General features: G+C 58.1%; 14 protein-coding genes. 12 read left to right on the top strand and 2 right to left on the bottom strand.

The annotated features are described in order from the left end of the window. Positions 1 to 56 precede the first annotated feature (56 nt). From lepA to hemW, 4 genes are all read left to right on the top strand, one after another. Positions 57 to 1898 (top strand): translation elongation factor 4, encoded by a 1842-nt coding sequence (gene lepA / locus HMPREF2765_RS03755; protein WP_371260509.1) that lies wholly within the window; start codon positions 57 to 59, stop codon positions 1896 to 1898. A gap of 192 nt (positions 1899 to 2090) precedes the next feature. Continuing rightward, the gene (locus HMPREF2765_RS09060) at positions 2091 to 3533 is read left to right on the top strand and encodes an Eco57I restriction-modification methylase domain-containing protein (protein ID WP_168163558.1); all 1443 of its coding nucleotides are present in this window, start codon (positions 2091 to 2093) and stop codon (positions 3531 to 3533) included. Beyond that, the gene (locus HMPREF2765_RS09055) at positions 3530 to 4486 is read left to right on the top strand and encodes a BsuBI/PstI family type II restriction endonuclease (RefSeq protein ID WP_083303613.1); all 957 of its coding nucleotides are present in this window, start codon (positions 3530 to 3532) and stop codon (positions 4484 to 4486) included. The genes HMPREF2765_RS09060 and HMPREF2765_RS09055 overlap by 4 nt, the downstream gene beginning before the upstream one ends. Positions 4487 to 4637: 151 nt before the next feature. Continuing rightward, the gene (hemW, locus tag HMPREF2765_RS03750) at positions 4638 to 5924 is read left to right on the top strand and encodes a radical SAM family heme chaperone HemW (protein WP_070604302.1); all 1287 of its coding nucleotides are present in this window, start codon (positions 4638 to 4640) and stop codon (positions 5922 to 5924) included. Between the two features lie 774 nt (positions 5925 to 6698). Here hemW and HMPREF2765_RS03745 read toward each other — a convergent pair. Together HMPREF2765_RS03745 and HMPREF2765_RS03740 are read right to left on the bottom strand one after the other, a co-directional pair. Further along, positions 6699 to 7118, bottom strand: coding sequence for a DUF4870 domain-containing protein (locus HMPREF2765_RS03745; protein WP_070543537.1), 420 nt, complete (start codon positions 7116 to 7118; stop codon positions 6699 to 6701). Between the two features lie 263 nt (positions 7119 to 7381). Next, a complete protein-coding gene (locus HMPREF2765_RS03740) occupies positions 7382 to 8251 on the bottom strand; it encodes a DUF3097 domain-containing protein (RefSeq protein WP_070604301.1) in 870 nt (289 codons plus the stop codon). A 229-nt stretch (positions 8252 to 8480) separates the two neighbouring features. On the opposite strand from HMPREF2765_RS03740, the gene dnaJ reads away from it, so the two are divergent. The 8 genes from dnaJ to leuA all read left to right on the top strand — a co-directional run bounded on the left by dnaJ (position 8481) and on the right by leuA (position 18787). Continuing rightward, complete coding sequence (dnaJ, locus tag HMPREF2765_RS03735; protein ID WP_070604300.1) at positions 8481 to 9617, top strand: molecular chaperone DnaJ; 1137 nt, start codon at positions 8481 to 8483, stop codon at positions 9615 to 9617. Positions 9618 to 9780: 163 nt separating this feature from the next. Beyond that, the gene (locus tag HMPREF2765_RS03730) at positions 9781 to 10554 is read left to right on the top strand and encodes a 16S rRNA (uracil(1498)-N(3))-methyltransferase (protein ID WP_049341191.1); all 774 of its coding nucleotides are present in this window, start codon (positions 9781 to 9783) and stop codon (positions 10552 to 10554) included. A 126-nt stretch (positions 10555 to 10680) separates the two neighbouring features. After that, positions 10681 to 11829 (top strand): PhoH family protein, encoded by a 1149-nt coding sequence (locus HMPREF2765_RS03725; RefSeq protein WP_070604299.1) that lies wholly within the window; start codon positions 10681 to 10683, stop codon positions 11827 to 11829. A gap of 3 nt (positions 11830 to 11832) precedes the next feature. Next, on the top strand, positions 11833 to 12354 hold the full coding sequence (gene ybeY / locus HMPREF2765_RS03720; protein WP_070604298.1) for an rRNA maturation RNase YbeY: 522 nt from the start codon (positions 11833 to 11835) through the stop codon (positions 12352 to 12354). A gap of 9 nt (positions 12355 to 12363) precedes the next feature. Next, on the top strand, positions 12364 to 13830 hold the full coding sequence (locus tag HMPREF2765_RS03715; RefSeq protein ID WP_070604297.1) for a hemolysin family protein: 1467 nt from the start codon (positions 12364 to 12366) through the stop codon (positions 13828 to 13830). Positions 13831 to 13955: 125 nt separating this feature from the next. Continuing rightward, the gene (locus HMPREF2765_RS03710; RefSeq protein WP_210390876.1) at positions 13956 to 15113 is read left to right on the top strand and encodes a GTPase Era; all 1158 of its coding nucleotides are present in this window, start codon (positions 13956 to 13958) and stop codon (positions 15111 to 15113) included. A gap of 82 nt (positions 15114 to 15195) precedes the next feature. Continuing rightward, positions 15196 to 16635, top strand: a complete 1440-nt coding sequence (locus HMPREF2765_RS03705; protein ID WP_070604296.1) for an LCP family protein — start codon at positions 15196 to 15198, stop codon at positions 16633 to 16635. 403 nt (positions 16636 to 17038) lie between these two features. Continuing rightward, complete coding sequence (gene leuA / locus HMPREF2765_RS03700) at positions 17039 to 18787, top strand: 2-isopropylmalate synthase (protein ID WP_070604295.1); 1749 nt, start codon at positions 17039 to 17041, stop codon at positions 18785 to 18787. Positions 18788 to 18815: the final 28 nt, after the last annotated feature.

Raw genomic sequence — 18815 nt, 5'->3', positions numbered from 1 at the left:
GTAACTATGCCCATACCCGCAGCCAGCATCTCGAAAGGATGATGTGATTGGCACCCATGTCGAAGAACCCGCCCGTTCCGGCGGCGACCGACCCCGCGATTATTCGCAACTTCTGCATTATCGCCCACATTGACCACGGTAAGTCCACCCTCGCAGACCGTATGCTGCAGGCCACCGGCGTGGTTGCCCCGCGCGACATGAAAGCGCAGTACCTGGACCGCATGGACATTGAGCGTGAACGCGGTATCACCATTAAGTCTCAGGCTGTGCGCATGCCCTGGGATGTTGACGGCACCTCCTACGCGCTGAACATGATTGACACCCCCGGCCACGTGGACTTCACCTATGAGGTGTCCCGCTCCCTGGCTGCGTGTGAGGGTGCGCTTCTGCTCGTGGACGCCGCCCAGGGTATTGAGGCTCAGACCCTGGCGAACCTGTACCTGGCGATGGAGAACGACCTGACCATCATCCCGGTGCTGAACAAGATTGACCTTCCCGCGGCTCAGCCCGATAAGTACGCTGAGGAGCTGGCGAACCTGATTGGTTGCGAGCCGGACGAGGTTCTGCGCGTATCGGGTAAGACCGGTGAGGGTGTTGAGGCCCTGCTGGACCGTATTGTGGAGGCGATTCCCGCCCCGCAGGGTGACGCATCCGCCCCGGCGCGTGCCATGATTTTTGACTCGGTGTACGACTCGTACCGCGGCGTGGTCACCTATGTGCGTGTTGTGGACGGCAGCCTGCAGCCGCGCCAGAAGATTAAGATGATGTCCACCGGCGCTGAGCATGACCTGCTCGAAATCGGCGTGATTTCCCCTGAGCCCGTCCCGTCGAAGGGCCTGGGCGTGGGCGAGGTGGGTTACCTCATTACCGGTGTGAAGGACGTGCGTCAGTCGCGTGTGGGTGATACCGTCACTTCCGCCGCGAAGCCTGCGCAGGAGTCCCTGGGCGGTTACGAGGACCCCAAGCCGATGGTGTTCTCCGGCCTGTTCCCGATTGACGGTTCGGACTACCCGGCGCTGCGTGACGCGCTGGATAAGCTGAAGCTCAACGACGCCGCACTGATTTACGAGCCGGAAACTTCTGCCGCTCTGGGCTTCGGTTTCCGCTGTGGCTTCCTGGGTCTGCTGCACCTGGAGATTGTGCGTGAGCGCCTGGAACGCGAGTTCAACCTGGACCTGATTTCGACCGCACCGAACGTTATTTACGACGTGGTGGACGAGGCCGGCAACGCTAAGCGCGTGACCAACCCGAGCGAATTCCCCGAGGGTAAGGTCGCGACGATTCGCGAGCCCATGGTGGCGTGTACGATTATTGCCCCGAGCGAGTACATTGGCGCAATCATGGAGCTGTGCCAGGCTCGCCGCGGCCAGATTGGCGGCATGGATTACCTCTCCGAGGATCGTGTGGAGATGCGTTACCGCCTGCCCCTGGCGGAGATTGTGTTCGACTTCTTCGATCAGTTGAAGTCCCGTACCCGCGGTTACGCGTCGCTGGACTGGAAGTTCGACGGTGAGGAAGAGGCTGACCTGGTGAAGGTCGACATCCTGCTGCAGGGCGAGAAGGTGGATGCGTTTAGCGCCATTACTCACCGCGATAAGGCGTACTCGTACGGTCTGATGATGACTTCTAAGTTGCGTGAGCTGATTCCTCGTCAGCAGTTTGAGGTGCCGATTCAGGCGGCTATCGGTTCGCGTATTATTGCCCGTGAGAATATCCGCGCGATGCGTAAGGATGTTCTTTCTAAGTGTTACGGTGGCGATATTTCGCGTAAGCGTAAGCTGCTGGAGAAGCAGAAGGAAGGCAAGAAGCGCATGAAGATGGTCGGTCGTGTGGAGGTTCCTCAGGAAGCCTTCATTGCGGCACTGTCTTCGGGCGAGGAGAAGGAAAAGAAGAAGTAGCCTTTCGCTGCTGTAGCTTTTCCGGCTGTGTGCTGACCTGTTGATTGTGGAGAACCCGGCTGGTGCCTCGTGTACCGCCGGGTTCTCTGCTGTCTAGCTTGGAAAACACATCAATTTGCGTAGGACATTCCTGAGATGACGAACTGACTTGGCACGCATCAGGGGTACAGTTACCCTTGAAGTATGGAATTTGTGGAACGCGCTGAGATACGACGACAGCAGGCTATGAGCGCTCTCGATGAGAAGAGCCAAAGCGACCAAGGTCAGTTTTTTACCCCGCTCGCAGTCGCGCAGATGATGGCGCAGATGTTGCCTCTTCCAACTTCTAATAAAGTTCGTATCCTAGACCCTGGCGCAGGATCTGGCATATTGACAGCAGCAGTTGTGGACCGATTTACACGAGAATCTCCAGAAACTAATCTTGAGATTATTGCTGTAGAAAAAGATTCTGAGCTCATTCCTGCGTTGAAGAATACTCTGAAAGATTGTTCTCGCCCAGGGGTGCATCTTGAATACGTTAATCAAGATTTTATTGAATGGGCTTTGCAAGGTCAGAGCCTGTTTGACTATGTTATTCAGAATCCACCGTATTTTAAGATTGCAAGTAAGTCAGAAGTAGCTCAAATTCTACGCTCACATGGATGCAATGTGCCCAATATGTATGCCGCCTTCATGTCTCTAGGTGAGCGCCTTTTGAAGGATGGTGGCTATCAGGTGTCCATTACCCCGCGTTCATGGATGAATGGAACCTACTACACTGCTTTTCGCCAAGAATTACTCAAAGAATCTAGTATTGATTCTATCCATAGTTTTGAGTCTCGTTCTTCTGTTTTTGGGGAGTCTGGAGTACTCCAGGAAACAGTTATCACTGGTATGTATAAGGGAGTAGCAAAATCTCATGTGCAGCTAAGTGTATCGCATGACCATAAGGGAACAGTCTCTACGCGTTTGGTTCCGTACACTCAAGTTGTAACTGGTGATTTTATCTTTGTCCCCAATACAGATTATGACGGGGAGATTATTGAGCGAATGTCCCATGCCAAGGAAACGTTATCCTCTTTGAATCTGAATGTTTCGACAGGTAAAGTGGTGGGTTTCCGTTCTCGTGAGATTCTTCTTGAGAATCAACTTGTTGGTTCTCTACCTCTCATTCATGCTTCCCATATATTTAATGGACAAGTAATCCATCCTCTTGAATCTTGTAAGAAAGAACAGTGGGTTGATGGGTTCCATCCAAATACGGCAAAAAATGTCATTCCGTCAGGCTGGTATGTCCTTGTAAAGCGTTTCTCTGCGAAAGAAGAGAAGCGTCGCATAAGCGCAGCATTGTACCATGCAAATAATTTGTTTGCAATAGATAATAAGGTGAACTATATTCACAATAATGGCTCAGGTCTTGAAAAGGACGTCGCTATAGGAATTGAGCGATGGCTAAACTCAGCCCAAGTAGACGATTATTTTCGCATTTTCAGTGGACATACCCAGGTAAATGCTGGAGATTTGCGTCAACTTCCGTTCCCTTCAATAAGTTCTTTGCGAAAACTTGCCCATTCAAAACAACCGACTCAGGACATTTCTGAGATTCTTTCAGATAATATCGAATCTCTACAGATTAAGAAGGAGAAAGCCGTATGAGCATACATGAAGAAGCTAAAAGACTTTTGAAGCTCTTTGAGTTTGATGAAAAACGAACTAATGATATGGCAGCAAGGACTCTTCTGTCGCTGTTGAACCTTCGTGAAGGAGATACCTGGGATCAAGCAACAAATAATCGAATCGGAGTGCGTGGTCTGATGGATTGGATGAGGAATAATCTTGATTTCCCAATTGCAGAAAACTCCAGGGAGACTATACGCAGAGAGGTTCTTCATCAGTTTGTCGCGGCAGCTTTTTGCGAACACAATGATGATGATCCGAATCGCGCGACTAATTCATCAAAAAATGTATATAGGGTTAGCCCCAATGCGCTAAGTGTGATTCGCATGTATTCAGGAAGCAATGATGATACTTCTAGTGAATTTCGTATTGCTCTTGAAGAATATCTAGCATATGCTCCGAGCCTAGTGGAATTGCAACGTGAAGAGCGTAAAATACACAAGATTCCGGTTCGTATGCCCTCGAATGAAATTGCATACATTAACCCCGGCGGTCAAAATAAATTAATTAAATCTATGGTTGAGGAATTTTGTCCTCGTTTTGCGCCAGGGGGCCAGGTTCTGTATATAGGTGACGCGGATAGTAAAACATCAAATTATAACGAAGAGCTACTTTCCTCTCTTGGTATTAATCTTGATATGCACGGAAAGATGCCTGACTTGGTTGTGTATCAGAAGGATAAAAACTGGCTCTTTTTAATGGAAGCAGTAACAACTCATGGTCCAGTAAATCCTCTCCGTAAGAAAGATTTGGAATCACTTTTTAAAGGTTCGAAAGTTGGAATCGTGTATGTTTCCTGTTTCCCGAACCGACAAGTACTCCGCTCTCACCTAATGGATATTGCTTGGGAGACAGAAGTCTGGCTGGAGAGCGACCCGACTCATATGATTCATTTCAATGGCTCACGATTTATGGGGCCCTACGAAAGTTAGACATATGAGAACCCGGCTGGTGCCTCGTGTACCGCCGGGTTCTCTGCACGCTGTCTGTTGATATACCGCCCGTTGATGCTAACCGCGTAGCCGCATGCGCGGTGCCCATATTTGATTCCCCCAACCGCCACACCTAGTTCCAGGAGGCAGAATGCCCGCCCAGCCCACCGGCGCCCCCGCACCCCGCGACGGGCGCATCCCCGCCATCAGCGCGGCAGGATGCGAAACCCGCGACTTCAGCCTCTACGTACACATCCCCTTCTGCTCCGTACGCTGCGGCTACTGCGACTTCAACACCTACGCCACCGAAGACTTCGGCGACGGCATCGGCCTCGGCACCTACGCCGACGACGCCATCGCAGAAATCCTCTTCGCCGCCCGCACCCTCGAGGCATCCGGCGTCGCAAAACGCCCCATGCACACCGTCTTCTTCGGAGGCGGCACCCCCACCAAACTGCCCGCCCGCGACCTCGTACGCATCCTACAGGCAGCCATCGACGTATTCGGCCTCGTCGAAGGCGCAGAAGTCACTACCGAAGCAAACCCCGACTCCGTCACCCGCGAAGACCTGCAAACCCTCAAGGACGGCGGCTTCACCCGCGTATCCTTCGGCATGCAGTCCGTCGTCCCCGAGGTGCTACAGGTACTCGACCGCACCCACACGCCTTCCAACGTGCCGAAGGTCGTCGCCTGGGCCAAGGAGGTTGGCCTGCAGGTGTCCGTGGACCTGATTTACGGTTCGCCGGGGGAGAGCCTGCAGCAGTGGGAGCAAAGTGTTCGCGCCGCAATCTCCTACGAGCCGGACCACATTTCGGCGTACTCGCTCATCGTGGAGGACGGCACCAAGCTTGCCGCGCAGATCCGCCGCGGCGAATACACCATACCCGATGAGGACCTCATGGCGGACATGTACCTGCTCGCCGAGGAGCTACTCACCGAAGCCGGCTACAACTGGTACGAGGTCTCCAACTACTCGCGCAGCGAGGACACCCGCAGCGACCACAACCTCGCCTACTGGCGCAACCAGGACTGGTGGGGCATTGGCCCCGGCGCGCACTCGCACGTGAACGGTACCCGCTGGTGGAACGTGAAGCACCCGGTACCGTACGCGCAGAAAGTGCGTGCGGGGGAGTCCCCGGCGGCAGCACGTGAGGTGCTGGACACCGCCACCCGTGCTTTTGAGACGATTATGCTCATGATCCGTGTGCGTGAGGGCTTGGCGATGCGCGAGCTGCTCACCGTGCACGATGAGGCACAGCTGGGCGCCTCGCTGCGTTGGCTGGTTTCTCAAGCTCTGATTGAGCCTGATGCTTTGAATTCTCAAGCTGAACCTGACCCTGAAGCCCACGTGCGACTAACCCTCAAGGGCCGCCTGCTGGGCGATGCGGTCACCCGTGAGCTGCTCCCGGAAGTCTCTGAAGAGCGCGAGGAGCACTAAGAAATACCTGCGTGATAAGGGGCTTTTCAGTCTGAGCGACATGCTGGTGCAGGTCTGCTACAGCTCCACTTGGGCGCCACCCCTGCCGCCGCCTGCACGCGGCGTGCACCCCGGTATTGCCGTAATATTTCGGTGATTTCGGGGTGTTTTTGTGGGTTCAGAAAAACTTTTAAAAAAATTTTTCGGGGCTGTTTGGAGGGATTTTGGGGAGCATCACACCTTACACCGGTGTGCTAATTGTTCGCATTTGTGCTGGACTAGCCGAAAGAATTTTCCACTCCTTCATGCCGCTTTTGGGATGCGTATTTTTCGATTACTTTCCTTAGAAAAAATTCTCCAAAACACCCAATTTCAAGTTGTGGTTGAAGGTTACGCTGTGTCATAATAGGTCATGGCAGGACGGTATATGTCTAACAGCGTGTTCTCGTCTTTGCTGAAGTTGAGTGAATACGGTTGTGGGCTCCTGGTAACAGGGGCCCACGATCGTTTAACAACGATTATCTACAGCGCCATTCGGTAGAGTTTGCAGTAATTCACGCGCACTAGGCAAAGAAGCCCCGAAAGAAAAGTATCCGACAGAAAAGCCCCGGCAGGGCAGCTACAGCCCCAACCGGCAACATAAACCTACGAATACAGCAGCAGGCACAACCCAACGTGCCAGCGCCTCCGCCAGTAGGCTTTAGAACAGCAGTACTTAAACGTAGAACGCCCCACACACAACGTGCGGGGCGTTCAAATGTAAAAGCTATCAGCGCGGTTTAGGACCGGCAGTTCTTAGGATTCTGCGGATTCTGCGTTCTCGGTGGAGTAGAAGCGGTCCAGCAGGCGCGGGTTAATGCGGTAGCTGTACGGCTCACCGCGGTTCACCTCAATACCGGCTCGGACAGATGCAACCGCCATGAACAGCCACACGAGCGCGCCCAGAACCATGGCAGTGTTGCCCATGCCGGGCAGGAAGGACAGTACCCACAGCGCCACCAGAGCAATGGAGGGCAGGAGGGTGAAGTTCATCGCCTCGCGAGCTTCCTGCTCAGCGAAGGGTGCGTTATTGCGGCTGACGTAGAAAACCGCAGCGGAAGGGATGATGCCGAGAATACCGCCGAAATGCGCGAGAGTCGCACGGTTGCGGTCCTGAATCACGCTAATCTTACGGGTTTTCTGAGGCCCGGTTGCCGGGCGAACATCGTTAGTCACGAAAATCCTGGTTCGATAGAAGTTTCTTGTGGTGATCACCTAAGCCGGTGGATCTGCCCTCCGAGGAGGTGAATCGTTTGAGCGGTGGTGACCTAAGAGTGTAGTGATGTTGCGGCAAAACCCACAGGGGCAATGCCACACGCTCAACCATTGTACCGCTTTAGCTGGCAAAACCCACAGGATAATGCCCTGGAGGGAAAGGTTCTGAGCAAATTCACACCTGCGCCCGCATACGGGGGCGCAATAGCGGGTCTCGGGTGCGGCTAGGCACCCGGCTCGGTGAGAAAATCAATGAGCGATTCAACCGGACCGAGCAGCGTCGGATCCAGGTCAGCGTAGGAGTCAACGCGGGAGAGAATATGCTTCCACGCCTGCGCCACATCCGCCTGCGTTTCGTGCGGCTGACCCAGACGACGTAGCGTGCCCTTCTTGAAGTCCTCACCGCGCGGCACCTGCGGCCACGCCTTCAAACCCAGCACTGAGGGCTTGACCGCCTGCCAAATATCAATGAACGGGTGGCCCACAATCTTCACGTGCCCGGCGGCGCCCGGCACGGCAAGCGCCTCCGCAACGATACGCTGCTCTTTCGTACCCTCGATGAGGTGGTCAACCAGAATACCCAGGCGGCGGCCTGGGCCCGGCGCGAACTCACGAATAGCACCGGCAAGATCATCCACGCCGTGCAGCGGCTCCACGACAATGCCCTCAACACGCAGATCGTGACCCCAGACCTTCTCCACCAGCTCGGCGTCGTGCAGACCCTCAACCCAGATGCGGGAGGCGCGCGCCACCTTAGCCGGGGCGTTCTTCACCGCAATTGAACCGGAGCGAGAAATCGTGCGCTTCGGCTCCTTCGCAGCCACCGGGGCGACAATCTCAACAGGCTCACCCTCAATCAGGTAGCCCGGACCCAACGGAAAATTCTTTACGCGACCCTTCGCGTCTTCGAGTCCGAAGAACAGGGCACCGCCGATGCGTTCAGCCTTCACGACCTCACCCACCCAGCCGTTAATATCCTCAATCAGCAGGCCGCGGCGCAGCGGCACCTTACGCGGGGCCGGCGCCTGGCGGTTCATGCGGGCGGCGTTTAGATCCTGGGCACCCCAGCCGTAGGGGGAGTGGTGGGTACTCAACGTATTCTCCTTCGGGGCAATCTTCGCAGGCGGTAGGGGCACAGATACGGTAGGACTACGGAGCCGATTCCAGGGGCACACGCACCGCAGATTAAGCGGATAGCGGGAGTGACCCCCATTCAGCCTAGCCATTGTATCGGGTCGGGGGTAGTATCCCCTAGAATTGATACGACCATTATTGGCGGTGCACTCATCGAGCACCGCCATCGTCTCGAGAGGAAGGAAACGCATGAGCCACTACGATACTCTCGGCGTATCGAACGACGCCAACGCTGAAGAGATCAAGAAGGCGTACCGAAAGAAGGCACGCCAGCTGCACCCGGACGTGAACCCCTCCGAGGACGCAGCCGAAGAATTCAAGCGCGTCACCCTCGCCTACGAGGTGCTCTCCGACCCCGAAAAGCGCCGCAACTATGACACCACCGGCGACGAACAGGGCCGCGCAGGCTACCCCGGAGGCGGCGGCTACCCGGGCGGCGGATTCAGCGGCTTCGGCGGTTTCGAGGACCTGCTGAACATGTTCACCGGCGGCGCGGCAGGTGCCCGCGGCCCCGCATCCCGCATGCGTCAGGGCCAGGACGACCTGATTACCGTCTCCATCAGCCTGCAGGACGCCGTGTTCGGTGTTGAGAAGACCATTGAGCGTCGCTCCGCCGTGACCTGCAAGTCCTGTAACGGTGAAGGCACCGCAGAGGGCACCCAGCCCGAAACCTGCACCACCTGCTCTGGTCACGGTTTCATGCAGCGCCGCGTGCAGTCCATCCTCGGTACCGTCATGCAGCAGGTCGAATGCCCCGACTGCCACGGCTACGGCACCGTCATCAAGACCCCCTGCCCTGAATGTCACGGTCAGGGCCGCGTACGTGAAGACGTGCCGCTGACCTTCAACGTTCCCGCCGGCGTGCACGACCAGGCGCGTATCCGCCTGCGCGGCAAGGGCGAGGCAGGCCTGTACGGTGGCCCCAACGGCGACCTGTACATTGACCTGAACGTTAAGCGTGACAAGTACTTCAGCCGCGAGGGCGACAACCTGGTCACCACCGTGAACATCCCCATGGTCGCGGCGGCGCTGGGCACCACCATCCCGCTGAAGACCTTCGACGGCGACCAAGAAGTTGCTATCCCCGCAGGCACTCAGAGCGGTGACGTGATCACCCTCAACGGCCTGGGCGCAACCGTGCTCGGCACCGAGCGTCGTGGCGACCTGCTGGTGCGTATTCAGGTGGTCACCCCCACCGACATGACCGAAGAGCAGCGTGAACTGCTGCGCCAGTTCGCCGCCCTGCGCGGTGAATCTCTCACCGAAGGTTCGCAGGTCAAGCACCGCGGTGGTCTCTTCTCCCGCCTGAAGGACCAGTTCAAGTAGGATCCCTACACCAAGCTGAGGATGCGGCGGGTGCGGGTTGAGTACCGCACCCGCCGCATTCCTGTCAGCACTGCGCTGTACGCGCCCGCGCTAAGCTGCGCACCTATTTCACACGCCACCCGCACACTACCCACGCTTTCAAACCGCACCCTCAAGGAGAACCATGAGCGCCCCCATCTTCTACATCAGCACGGAAGAATACGACGCACTCACCCCCGGCGCCACCTGCGCGCTCGGCGGCTCCGAAGGCAAGCACGCCCTCGTCAAGCGCCTTGAGCTCGGCGAACGCATCGACCTGGGTGACGGCACCGGCCGCCGCGCACTCGGTACGGTCGCCTCCATCAACGCGGACGGCGTGAGCGTGCAGGTGCAGGAGCTGTGCGAGGAACGCAGCGTGCCCTCCATCTACCTGGTGCAGGCGCTCGCGAAGGACGGCCGCGACCTGCTCGCCATCGAAACTGCGACCGAGCTGGGCGTGTACGGTGTGCTTCCGTGGAGTGCGGACCGCTCCATCGTGCGCTGGAAGGGGGAGCGCGCCTCCAAGGCACACACCAAGTGGCAGAACACCGTCACCGCCGCCGCGAAGCAGTCGCGCCGCGCACTCATTCCCGAGGTGTACGACCTGTACAACACCGCCGACCTGGTGGAGCTCATTGAAGAAGTAGCCGGCTCTGAGCAGTCCGCCGCCGTGTTCATCCTGCATGAGCAGGCGACCGAACGCCTCAGTGCCCTGGCACGCAAGCTTGTAGAGGCGGAGAACCTGCCCGACGAAATCTACCTGCTCGTTGGCCCCGAAGGCGGCATCAGCGACCGCGAAGTGCAGCTTTTCACCGACGCCGGCGCGCAGCTGGCACTGCTCGGTGATGAGGTGCTGCGTTCCTCCACCGCCGGTTCTGCCGCCATGTGCACCCTGAACGTGGTGCTGGGCCGCTGGTAGAGCGCCCGCTACTGGATTCCCTCCGGTAGCACCCATCTGCTAGAACCCAGCTGACAGGCATCCATCAGGGCGTGGTGCATCACGCGCATCTATACTTGTAAATACATCACTAGCCAAGGAGCCCATATGACTACCTCCCGACCTCTATCGACCGCACGCACCGTATCCTTCAAGAGCGCCGCAGAAATGATCGCCGTGCTCGGCCCGCAGGACGCGCACCTGGCGATTATCGAGGACTACTTCGAGCAGATTAGCCTGCGTCCCAAGGACCTGGACGTGCTCATCACCGGCCCCTCCGAGGCCGTCAACACCGCCGCAAAGCTGCTGAACGAGCTGCGCGTACTCTCCAGCCACGACACGCAGATTACCGTGCAGGTCATTCACCGCCTCATGGGCATGCTCGGCGACGAACTGAGCAACCCGGCGCACTCGCTGTCCACCAGCATCCTCTCCACCCGCGGCACCACGATTCGCCCCAAGACCATTAACCAGAAGAAGTACGTGGACGCTATCGACGCGAACACCGTCATCTTCGGCATCGGCCCGGCGGGTACCGGTAAGACCTACCTCGCCATGGCGAAGGCTGTGCAGGCGCTGCAGAGCCACGAAGTGAACCGCATTATCCTCACCCGCCCCGCCGTGGAGGCTGGCGAGCGTCTGGGCTTCCTGCCCGGCACCCTCAACGAGAAGATCGACCCGTACCTGCGCCCGCTCTACGACGCGCTGCACGACATGCTCGAGCCCGAAACCATCCCCAAGCTCATGGAGGCGGGCACCATCGAGGTCGCACCGCTGGCGTACATGCGCGGCCGCACCCTCAACGACGCATTCATCATCCTCGACGAGGCGCAGAACACCACCGCCGAGCAGATGAAGATGTTCCTGACCCGCCTGGGCTTCGGCTCGAAGATGGTCATTACCGGTGACATCACCCAGATCGACCTGCCCGGTGGCGCCGCCTCCGGCCTGAAGCAGGTGCGCAACATTCTGCAGGGCGTGGAGGACATTCACTTCAGCATCCTGGAATCCTCCGACGTGGTGCGCCACACCCTGGTCTCGAATATTGTGTCCGCCTACGATCAGTGGGGCGAAGACCAGAAGGCAATGGAACGCAAGCGCAACCGCAAGGTCAAGCGCGCCACCATCGAGGCCGCAGCTGAGAAGCTGCTGGACCGCGCTGGTATTAACGGCGGCTCCGAAAAGAACGTTGAAAAGAACGCCGCGCAGAACCAGGCAAACTCCGATAACGCACAGACCACCCCGGAAGGACGCTAAACGGTGGCAGAGATTGAATTCGACTGCGAAGAGCCCGCAACCGGTGCTGACCCGGCAACCGACGCGTTCGTCCGCGAATCCTTCGAGGCGGTAGACACCGAGGTGCTCACCCGCCTCGTCGAGCACGCTTTCAAGCGCATGCACCTTGCCGATGACACCTACCTGTCCATCGCCATCGTGAACGAAGACGAGATGGAGCGCGTGCACATCGAGTGGATGGACCTGCCCGGCCCCACCGACGTGATGAGCTTCCCCATGGACGAGCTGGAACCGGGAACCCCCGAAAACCCCTCCAGTGGTATGCTCGGCGACATCGTTCTCTGCCCGCCCGTTGCCGCACGTCAGGGCGCGGATGCGGGCCACAGCACCCTGGATGAGCTGTGCCTGCTCACCACCCACGGTATTCTGCACTGCCTGGGCTACGACCACGGCACCGCCGAAGAGGAAGCTGAAATGTTCGGCATTCAGCGCTCCATCCTCGAAGAGTTCCTGGGCCGCCCGGCACCGGTCGAAACCCGACACTAGGGGAGCGGCGTGGACATTCTACTCACAGCCCTCCTCGCCGTTCTCGCGCTCTGCCTGACCGTGGTCGCGGCAATCGCCGAAACCGCATTCACCTACCTGCCGCACAACGAGGCTGAGGAAGCGGTGGAGGCACACCCGGACACCCTCGGCGCCCGCGTCCTGCAGCGCACCCTCGACGGTGACTCCGAGGCGTACACGCACCCGCTGCGCCTGACCCGCCTCATTGCCGCAGCCGCCGCGGTGCTCGCCACCATGACCTGCCTGCTGAACCTGGTCGAGGTGCACGCGCTCGCCGTCGTGTTGACCCTCGTGATCGTTGCGCTGGTGGGCTACCCGATTCTGCATGTGCTGGCGCGTGCTCTGGGACGTAACCGTCCGGTCGCGTCGATTCGTGTGCTGGCTCGCCCGGTGCACTACCTGTCGGTTCTGCTGAGCCCGGCGACCGGTCTGCTCGATAAGCTCAGTGTGCGCCTGGCGCCGGAACGTTCGGCTGAGGCCCCGGTGGGCGTGTTCGATGAGGAGGAGCTGCGCGAGTTCCTGGACCGCGCCTCCGACGCTGAAACCATCGAGGACGACGAGGCGCAGATGGTGCAGTCCGTCTTTGAGATGGACGATACCCGCATCCGTTCGCTCATGGTTCCGCGCACCGACATGCTCACCGCTAGCCGTGACACCCCTCTGCGTGAGGCGCTGAGCCTGTTCCTGCGTTCGGGTTATTCGCGTATGCCGGTGATTGGTGATTCGAGCGATGAGATTCTGGGTGTGCTCTACCTGAAGGACGCGATGCGCGCCTTCATCCTGCACGGCGAGGCTCCCGAAGGTACCGCCCTGCCGACCGTGGTTGAGCTGATGCGCCCGGCTCGTTTTGAGCCCGAGTCGAAGCGCGCCATGGACCTGCTGCGTGAGATGCAGCGTGAGTCCACGCACGTGGCAATCATTGTTGATGAGTACGGCGGCACCGCCGGTCTGATCACGCTTGAGGACCTGATCGAGGAGCTGGTCGGTGACATTTCTGATGAGTACGACCATGAGCGCCCCGATTACACGCTAAACGATGACGGCACGTTCCGTCTCTCTGCCCGTCTGGGTATTGATGAGCTGGGCGAGATTTTCGGTCGTGAACTCGAGGATGAAGATGTTGATACGGTGGGCGGTCTGCTCGCTAAGCATCTGGGCATGGTGCCGATTGTTGGTTCTGAGATTGAGATTGACGGTATTCATATTCGTGCGATTGGTTCGTCGGGCCGCCGCCACCAGGTGGATATGTTGCAGGCATGGTACGAGCCGCCTCGTGATGAGCAGCAGAACGCTGAAGGTTCCGCGGCGTCTTCCTCGGAGCCTAATTCCGCGGAGGTTGCTGACATCCTCACCGTGGATACCGAGCCTCCCGTTGTGGCTGAGCCGCATGCGCATCCTGATCTTCCGGGAGATATTGCAGAGGCTGAACCGGCAACCGATCAGCACGGCAACCGCTAGATATCGAACATAGACGCCGCATTTTCCCTAACACACTTTGAGTCGGCCGCCCCGCCCCGGAAGGCGCAGGCAGATGAGGCTGGCACCCCATACACCCCGCACGGGGTTTGATAAGGAGAAACACAATGGACCAGGAGTACACCCCGCTCGATTTGAGCACTCTGGACTTGAGCACCCCGCTGCCGACCTACCCGGCGGATTTCCGTTCGGGCTTCGCGTCGCTGGTGGGCCGCCCGAATGCGGGTAAGTCTACTTTGACGAACGCTATGGTCGGTCAGAAGGTGGCTATCACCTCGAACCGTCCGCAGACGACCCGCCACACGATCCGCGGTATTGTGCACAAGGACGAGTACCAGCTGATTCTGGTGGACACCCCGGGTATTCACCGCCCCCGCACTCTGCTGGGTGAGCGTCTGAACGACCTGGTGGCGAGCACCCTTTCGCAGGTGGATGTGCTGGGCTTCTGCATTCCGGCGAATGAGAAGATTGGTCCGGGTGACCGTTACATTGCGTCGCAGCTGGTGGCGTCGAGCAATAAGCCGGTGGTTGCTATTGTGACGAAGGCTGACACTGTGAGCTCTGAGGAGCTGCGTGAGCAGCTGCTGGCTGTTGAGGCGCTCGGCGAGGAGGTCATGAGCGCTGAGCGTGCGGCTCGTGCTAAGCGTGCCGCGCATCGTGCGAAGCAGAAGGGTAAGGGCCCCAAGGGTAAGGACGGCAAGAATGATGCTGTGCCTTTCGCGAAAGGTTCGGGTCCTGCGGCTAAGCGCCGTGCCGGTGAGGTTGCTGAGCCGATGCCGGTTGACGGTAAGGGCGGCTGGGCTGCGATTATCCCGGTGTCTGCTGTGAAGCATTTCCAGGTGGATGCGGTTGCTGACCTGCTGGCGCAGTACACTCCGCTGTCGCCGCCGCTGTACCCGGACGGTGAGCTGACCGATGAGCCGGAGGCAACCCTCATCGCGGAGCTGGTGCGTGAGGCTGCCTTGGAGGGTGCGCGTGAGGAGCTGCCCCACTCGATTGCTGTGACGGTTGAGGAGATGGAGTTCCGCGAGGGCCGCCCGGCGGATAACCCGCTGCTGGATGTGCACGTGAACCTGTATGTGGAGCGTGAGTCGCAGAAGTACATCATTATCGGTAAGGGCGGCTCGAACCTGCGCAAGATTGGTACGAAGGCTCGTGAGCAGATTGAGGCGATGCTCGGTACCCGCATTTACCTGAATATTCATGTGAAGGTTGCGAAGGAATGGCAGTCTGACGCGCGTGCGTTGAATCGCCTGGGATTCTAGTAGTTTTCCTACTCATTCGGCGCTCATAGGGAAGAGTGTTACTCTGAGAAAGCACTTGCTCACCGGCAGAAAGAGAAAAGGTATGCCCCAGGCACCTCGTTTACGAAGCACCGGTCGTCATATGCGCACGACGGTGATGACTTCAAACCGCAATAAGTGGATTGCTCTGCTTACTGCTTGCATGCTCGTCATTGTTGTTGGCTTTGGTGGCGTGTTGGCTCTGCGTATGCGCAATAATCTGCATACTCAGGAGCTGAACATCAGCAATTACAAGGACGGCCTGGAGAACGGCGCCTTGGACATTCTCGTGATTGGCTCCGATACCCGTAAGGGCAATAACGGTGCGTACGGTGATGAGGATGACCGCAATTCTGAGGCTCGCGCGGACGTGATGATGCTGCTGCAAATCAGCAAGGACCGTAAGAATGTGAGCGTGCTGTCGTTCCCGCGTGACTTGATGGTTAATGTGCCGCAGTGTACTGATCCTGAGAGCGGCACCGTGTACCCGGCTGAGGAGAACGTTCAGATTAACGAGTCTCTGTCTCGCGGTGGTGCCGGTTGTACTGTGGCGACCATTAGCAAGCTGACCGGTGTGAATATTGACCACTTCATGTTGGTGGACTTTAACGCTGTGAAGGAGCTGTCGAAGGTTGTTGGCGGCGTTCAGGTGTGTGTGGACGCTCCGATTGATGACGAGTACAGCGGTCTGAAGCTTCCTGCCGGTACTTCTACTGTTGAGGGTGAGCAGGCTCTTGCGTTCTTGCGTAGCCGCCACGGCTTCTCGGATGGTTCCGATATTGGTCGTATTCAGGCTCAGCAGGGCTTCATGTCTTCGCTGCTGCGTAAGGTGAAGAGCGAGGGTACTCTGTCGAATCCGGGCCGTCTGATTAACATTGCTGAGGCGATTACTCAGAACGTGACGGTGGATAAGAACCTGGGTAATATCAGCACTCTGGTGGGTGTTGGTGCGACTCTTGGTGGCGTGGATTTGTCGAACGTTGTGTTTGCGACGGTGCCGACTGAGCCGTGGAGCCAGGATGAGAACCGCCTGCAGGTTTCTGCGGATGCTGCGAACGTATTCCAGCGTCTGCGTGACGATAAGTCGCTGAAGGAAGAGAAGGCTCCGGAGGCGCCGGCTACTTCTGCCGCTCCGGTTCAGCTGGATCGTACGGTTCCGGTGAGCGTGTACAACGCGACCGGTCTGGATGGCCGTTCGGCTACGATCGCCTCGGTGATTGAGGGCCTGGGCTACACGAATGTTACTCCGGGTACTTCGGCTAACCCGACGAACTTCACCACGGTGTTCTACTCGACCGGTTACGAGGCGGAGGCGAAGGAAATCGCCGCGAAGCTGAACGTGACCCGCGTGGTGGCGACCGAAGAGGTTCAGGGCGTGTCGGTGACTATCGGTACTGACTTCCCGTCCGGTGAGGCGATGGAGAAGCAGGAGGCTGCGATTGCGGGTAACGCGACCGGTCAGACTGCTGATCAGAACAAGTGTCAGACTGCTTTCGCCTACTAGGTTGTAGCTAGGGCATAGCGCAGATGCGTGAATTTTGAGTGAGGGGGCGTAGCGCCAGAAATGGTGGCTGCGCCCCTTTGCCGTTAATTCTTTCCAGATGATGGACGGCTTCCCGTGTGCCCTGCCGCCGCCTCCGACCCCTGTGATAGCGTGGAGGCATGACTATTGACGGTGAGAGCATGCGCGGGGTTACTCGCCAGGCAGTGAACCTGCTGCTTATTCGCCGGAACGGGGCACACTAGAATCTGCCGCGACCGTTCCGGCTTTTTGACGCGGCATCTCACCTTTGCATCCTTTCTGATGCGCACCGCCTTGACCACGGCTGCCGGGGACCGATACCCGGCACGGTACGAGCCCCACAATTGGGGTAGAGCGAGACGGACCAACCAACAGGAAATTCATCATGAAAAACCACCAGAAGCCCAGCCCCATGCCGGTACACAAGTACCGCCCTTTCCACGAGCAGATTGTTGTTGACCTGCCGGACCGCACCTGGCCGGATAAGGTCATTGAGAAGGCTCCGCGCTGGTGCGCAGTGGATCTGCGTGACGGCAACCAGGCGCTGATTGACCCCATGGACACCGACCGTAAGCTTGCGATGTTCAAGCTGCTGGTGAAGATGGGTTACAAGGAAATTGAGGTTGGTTTCCCTTCGGCGTCGCAGACTGACTTTGATTTTGTGCGCACTCTCGTTGAGGACGGCCACATTCCTTCGGACGTGACCATTCAGGTTCTGGTGCAGGCTCGTGAGCACCTGATTGCCCGCACTTTTGAGGCGATTGAGGGTGCACCGCAGGCGATTGTGCACTTCTACAACTCGACCTCCGTTCTGCAGCGTCGCGTGGTGTTCAACCAGGATCAGGAGGGCGTGCTGGATATCGCCCTGCAGGGTGCGCGCCTGTGCCGCAAGTACGAAGAGCAGATGATCTCTGACACTAAGGTCATCTACGAGTACTCGCCCGAGTCTTTCACCGGCACTGAGCTGGAGTACGCGGCTCGCGTGGTGAACGCTGTGGCTGAGGAGCTGGAGGTTGGTCAGAACGGCCGCGAGCTGATTGTGAACCTGCCCGCTACCGTTGAGATGGCTACCCCGAACGTGTACGCCGACTCTGTCGAGTGGATGCACCGCAACCTGAACCACCGCGAGCACATTGTGCTGTCGCTGCACCCGCATAATGACCGCGGTACCGGCGTGGCTGCTGCTGAGCTGGGTTACCTGGCGGGCGCTGACCGTATTGAGGGTTGCCTTTTCGGTAATGGCGAGCGCACCGGTAACGTTGACCTGGTGACTTTGGGTCTGAACATGTACACCCAGGGTATTGATCCGCAGATTGATTTCTCTGATATTGACGGTATCCGTAAGACTGTTGAGTACTGCAACCAGTTGAAGGTGCACGAGCGTTCGCCGTACGGTGGCGACCTGGTGTTCACTGCGTTCTCTGGTTCTCACCAGGACGCTATTAAGAAGGGCTTTGAGGCTCTGGAGCGTACTGCTGCTGAGGCGGGTAAGACCGTGGATGAGGTTTACTGGGAGGTTCCGTACCTGCCGATTGATCCTCGCGATCTGGGTCGTACCTATGAGGCGATTATTCGTGTGAATTCGCAGTCTGGTAAGGGCGGTATGGCGTACCTGCTGAAGCAGGATCACGGTCTGGATTTGCCGCGTCGTGCTCAGGTTGAGTTCTCGAAGATTGTTCAGGCTCGTACTGACGCTGAGGGTGGCGAGATGACCAGCCAGAAGCTGTGGAACATCTTCGCGGATGAGTACCTGCCCGCTACGGATCCTGAGAAGCGTTGGGGTAAGTACCGTATTGAGTCGATTAATATTGATTCGGCTGATACTGGTGCGACTACTCTGCGTGTTGGTCTGAACATTGATGGCCACACCTACACTCGTTCCGCTTCGGGTACCGGTCCGGTGGATGCTCTGCAGAACATCCTTTCGGGCGAGGGCGTGGATATTCGCGTGATGGATTATTCGGAGCACACCATGTCGTCTTCGTCGACTGCTAACGCTGCCTGCTACGTTGAGGCTGCTGTTGGTTCTCGCGTGCTGTGGGGTATTGGTGTGGACAGCTCGACGACTCGTGCGGCTTTGAAGGCGATGATTTCGGCTGTGAACCGTGCGCTGCGTGATGAGCGTCAGGCGTAGGCGATAGCCGTACATATTTCGCGCGGGG

Source organism: Rothia sp. HMSC062H08, assembly GCF_001810775.1.
Lineage (GTDB): Bacteria > Actinomycetota > Actinomycetes > Actinomycetales > Micrococcaceae > Rothia.
This window is presented reverse-complemented; position numbering and strand designations above follow the sequence as displayed.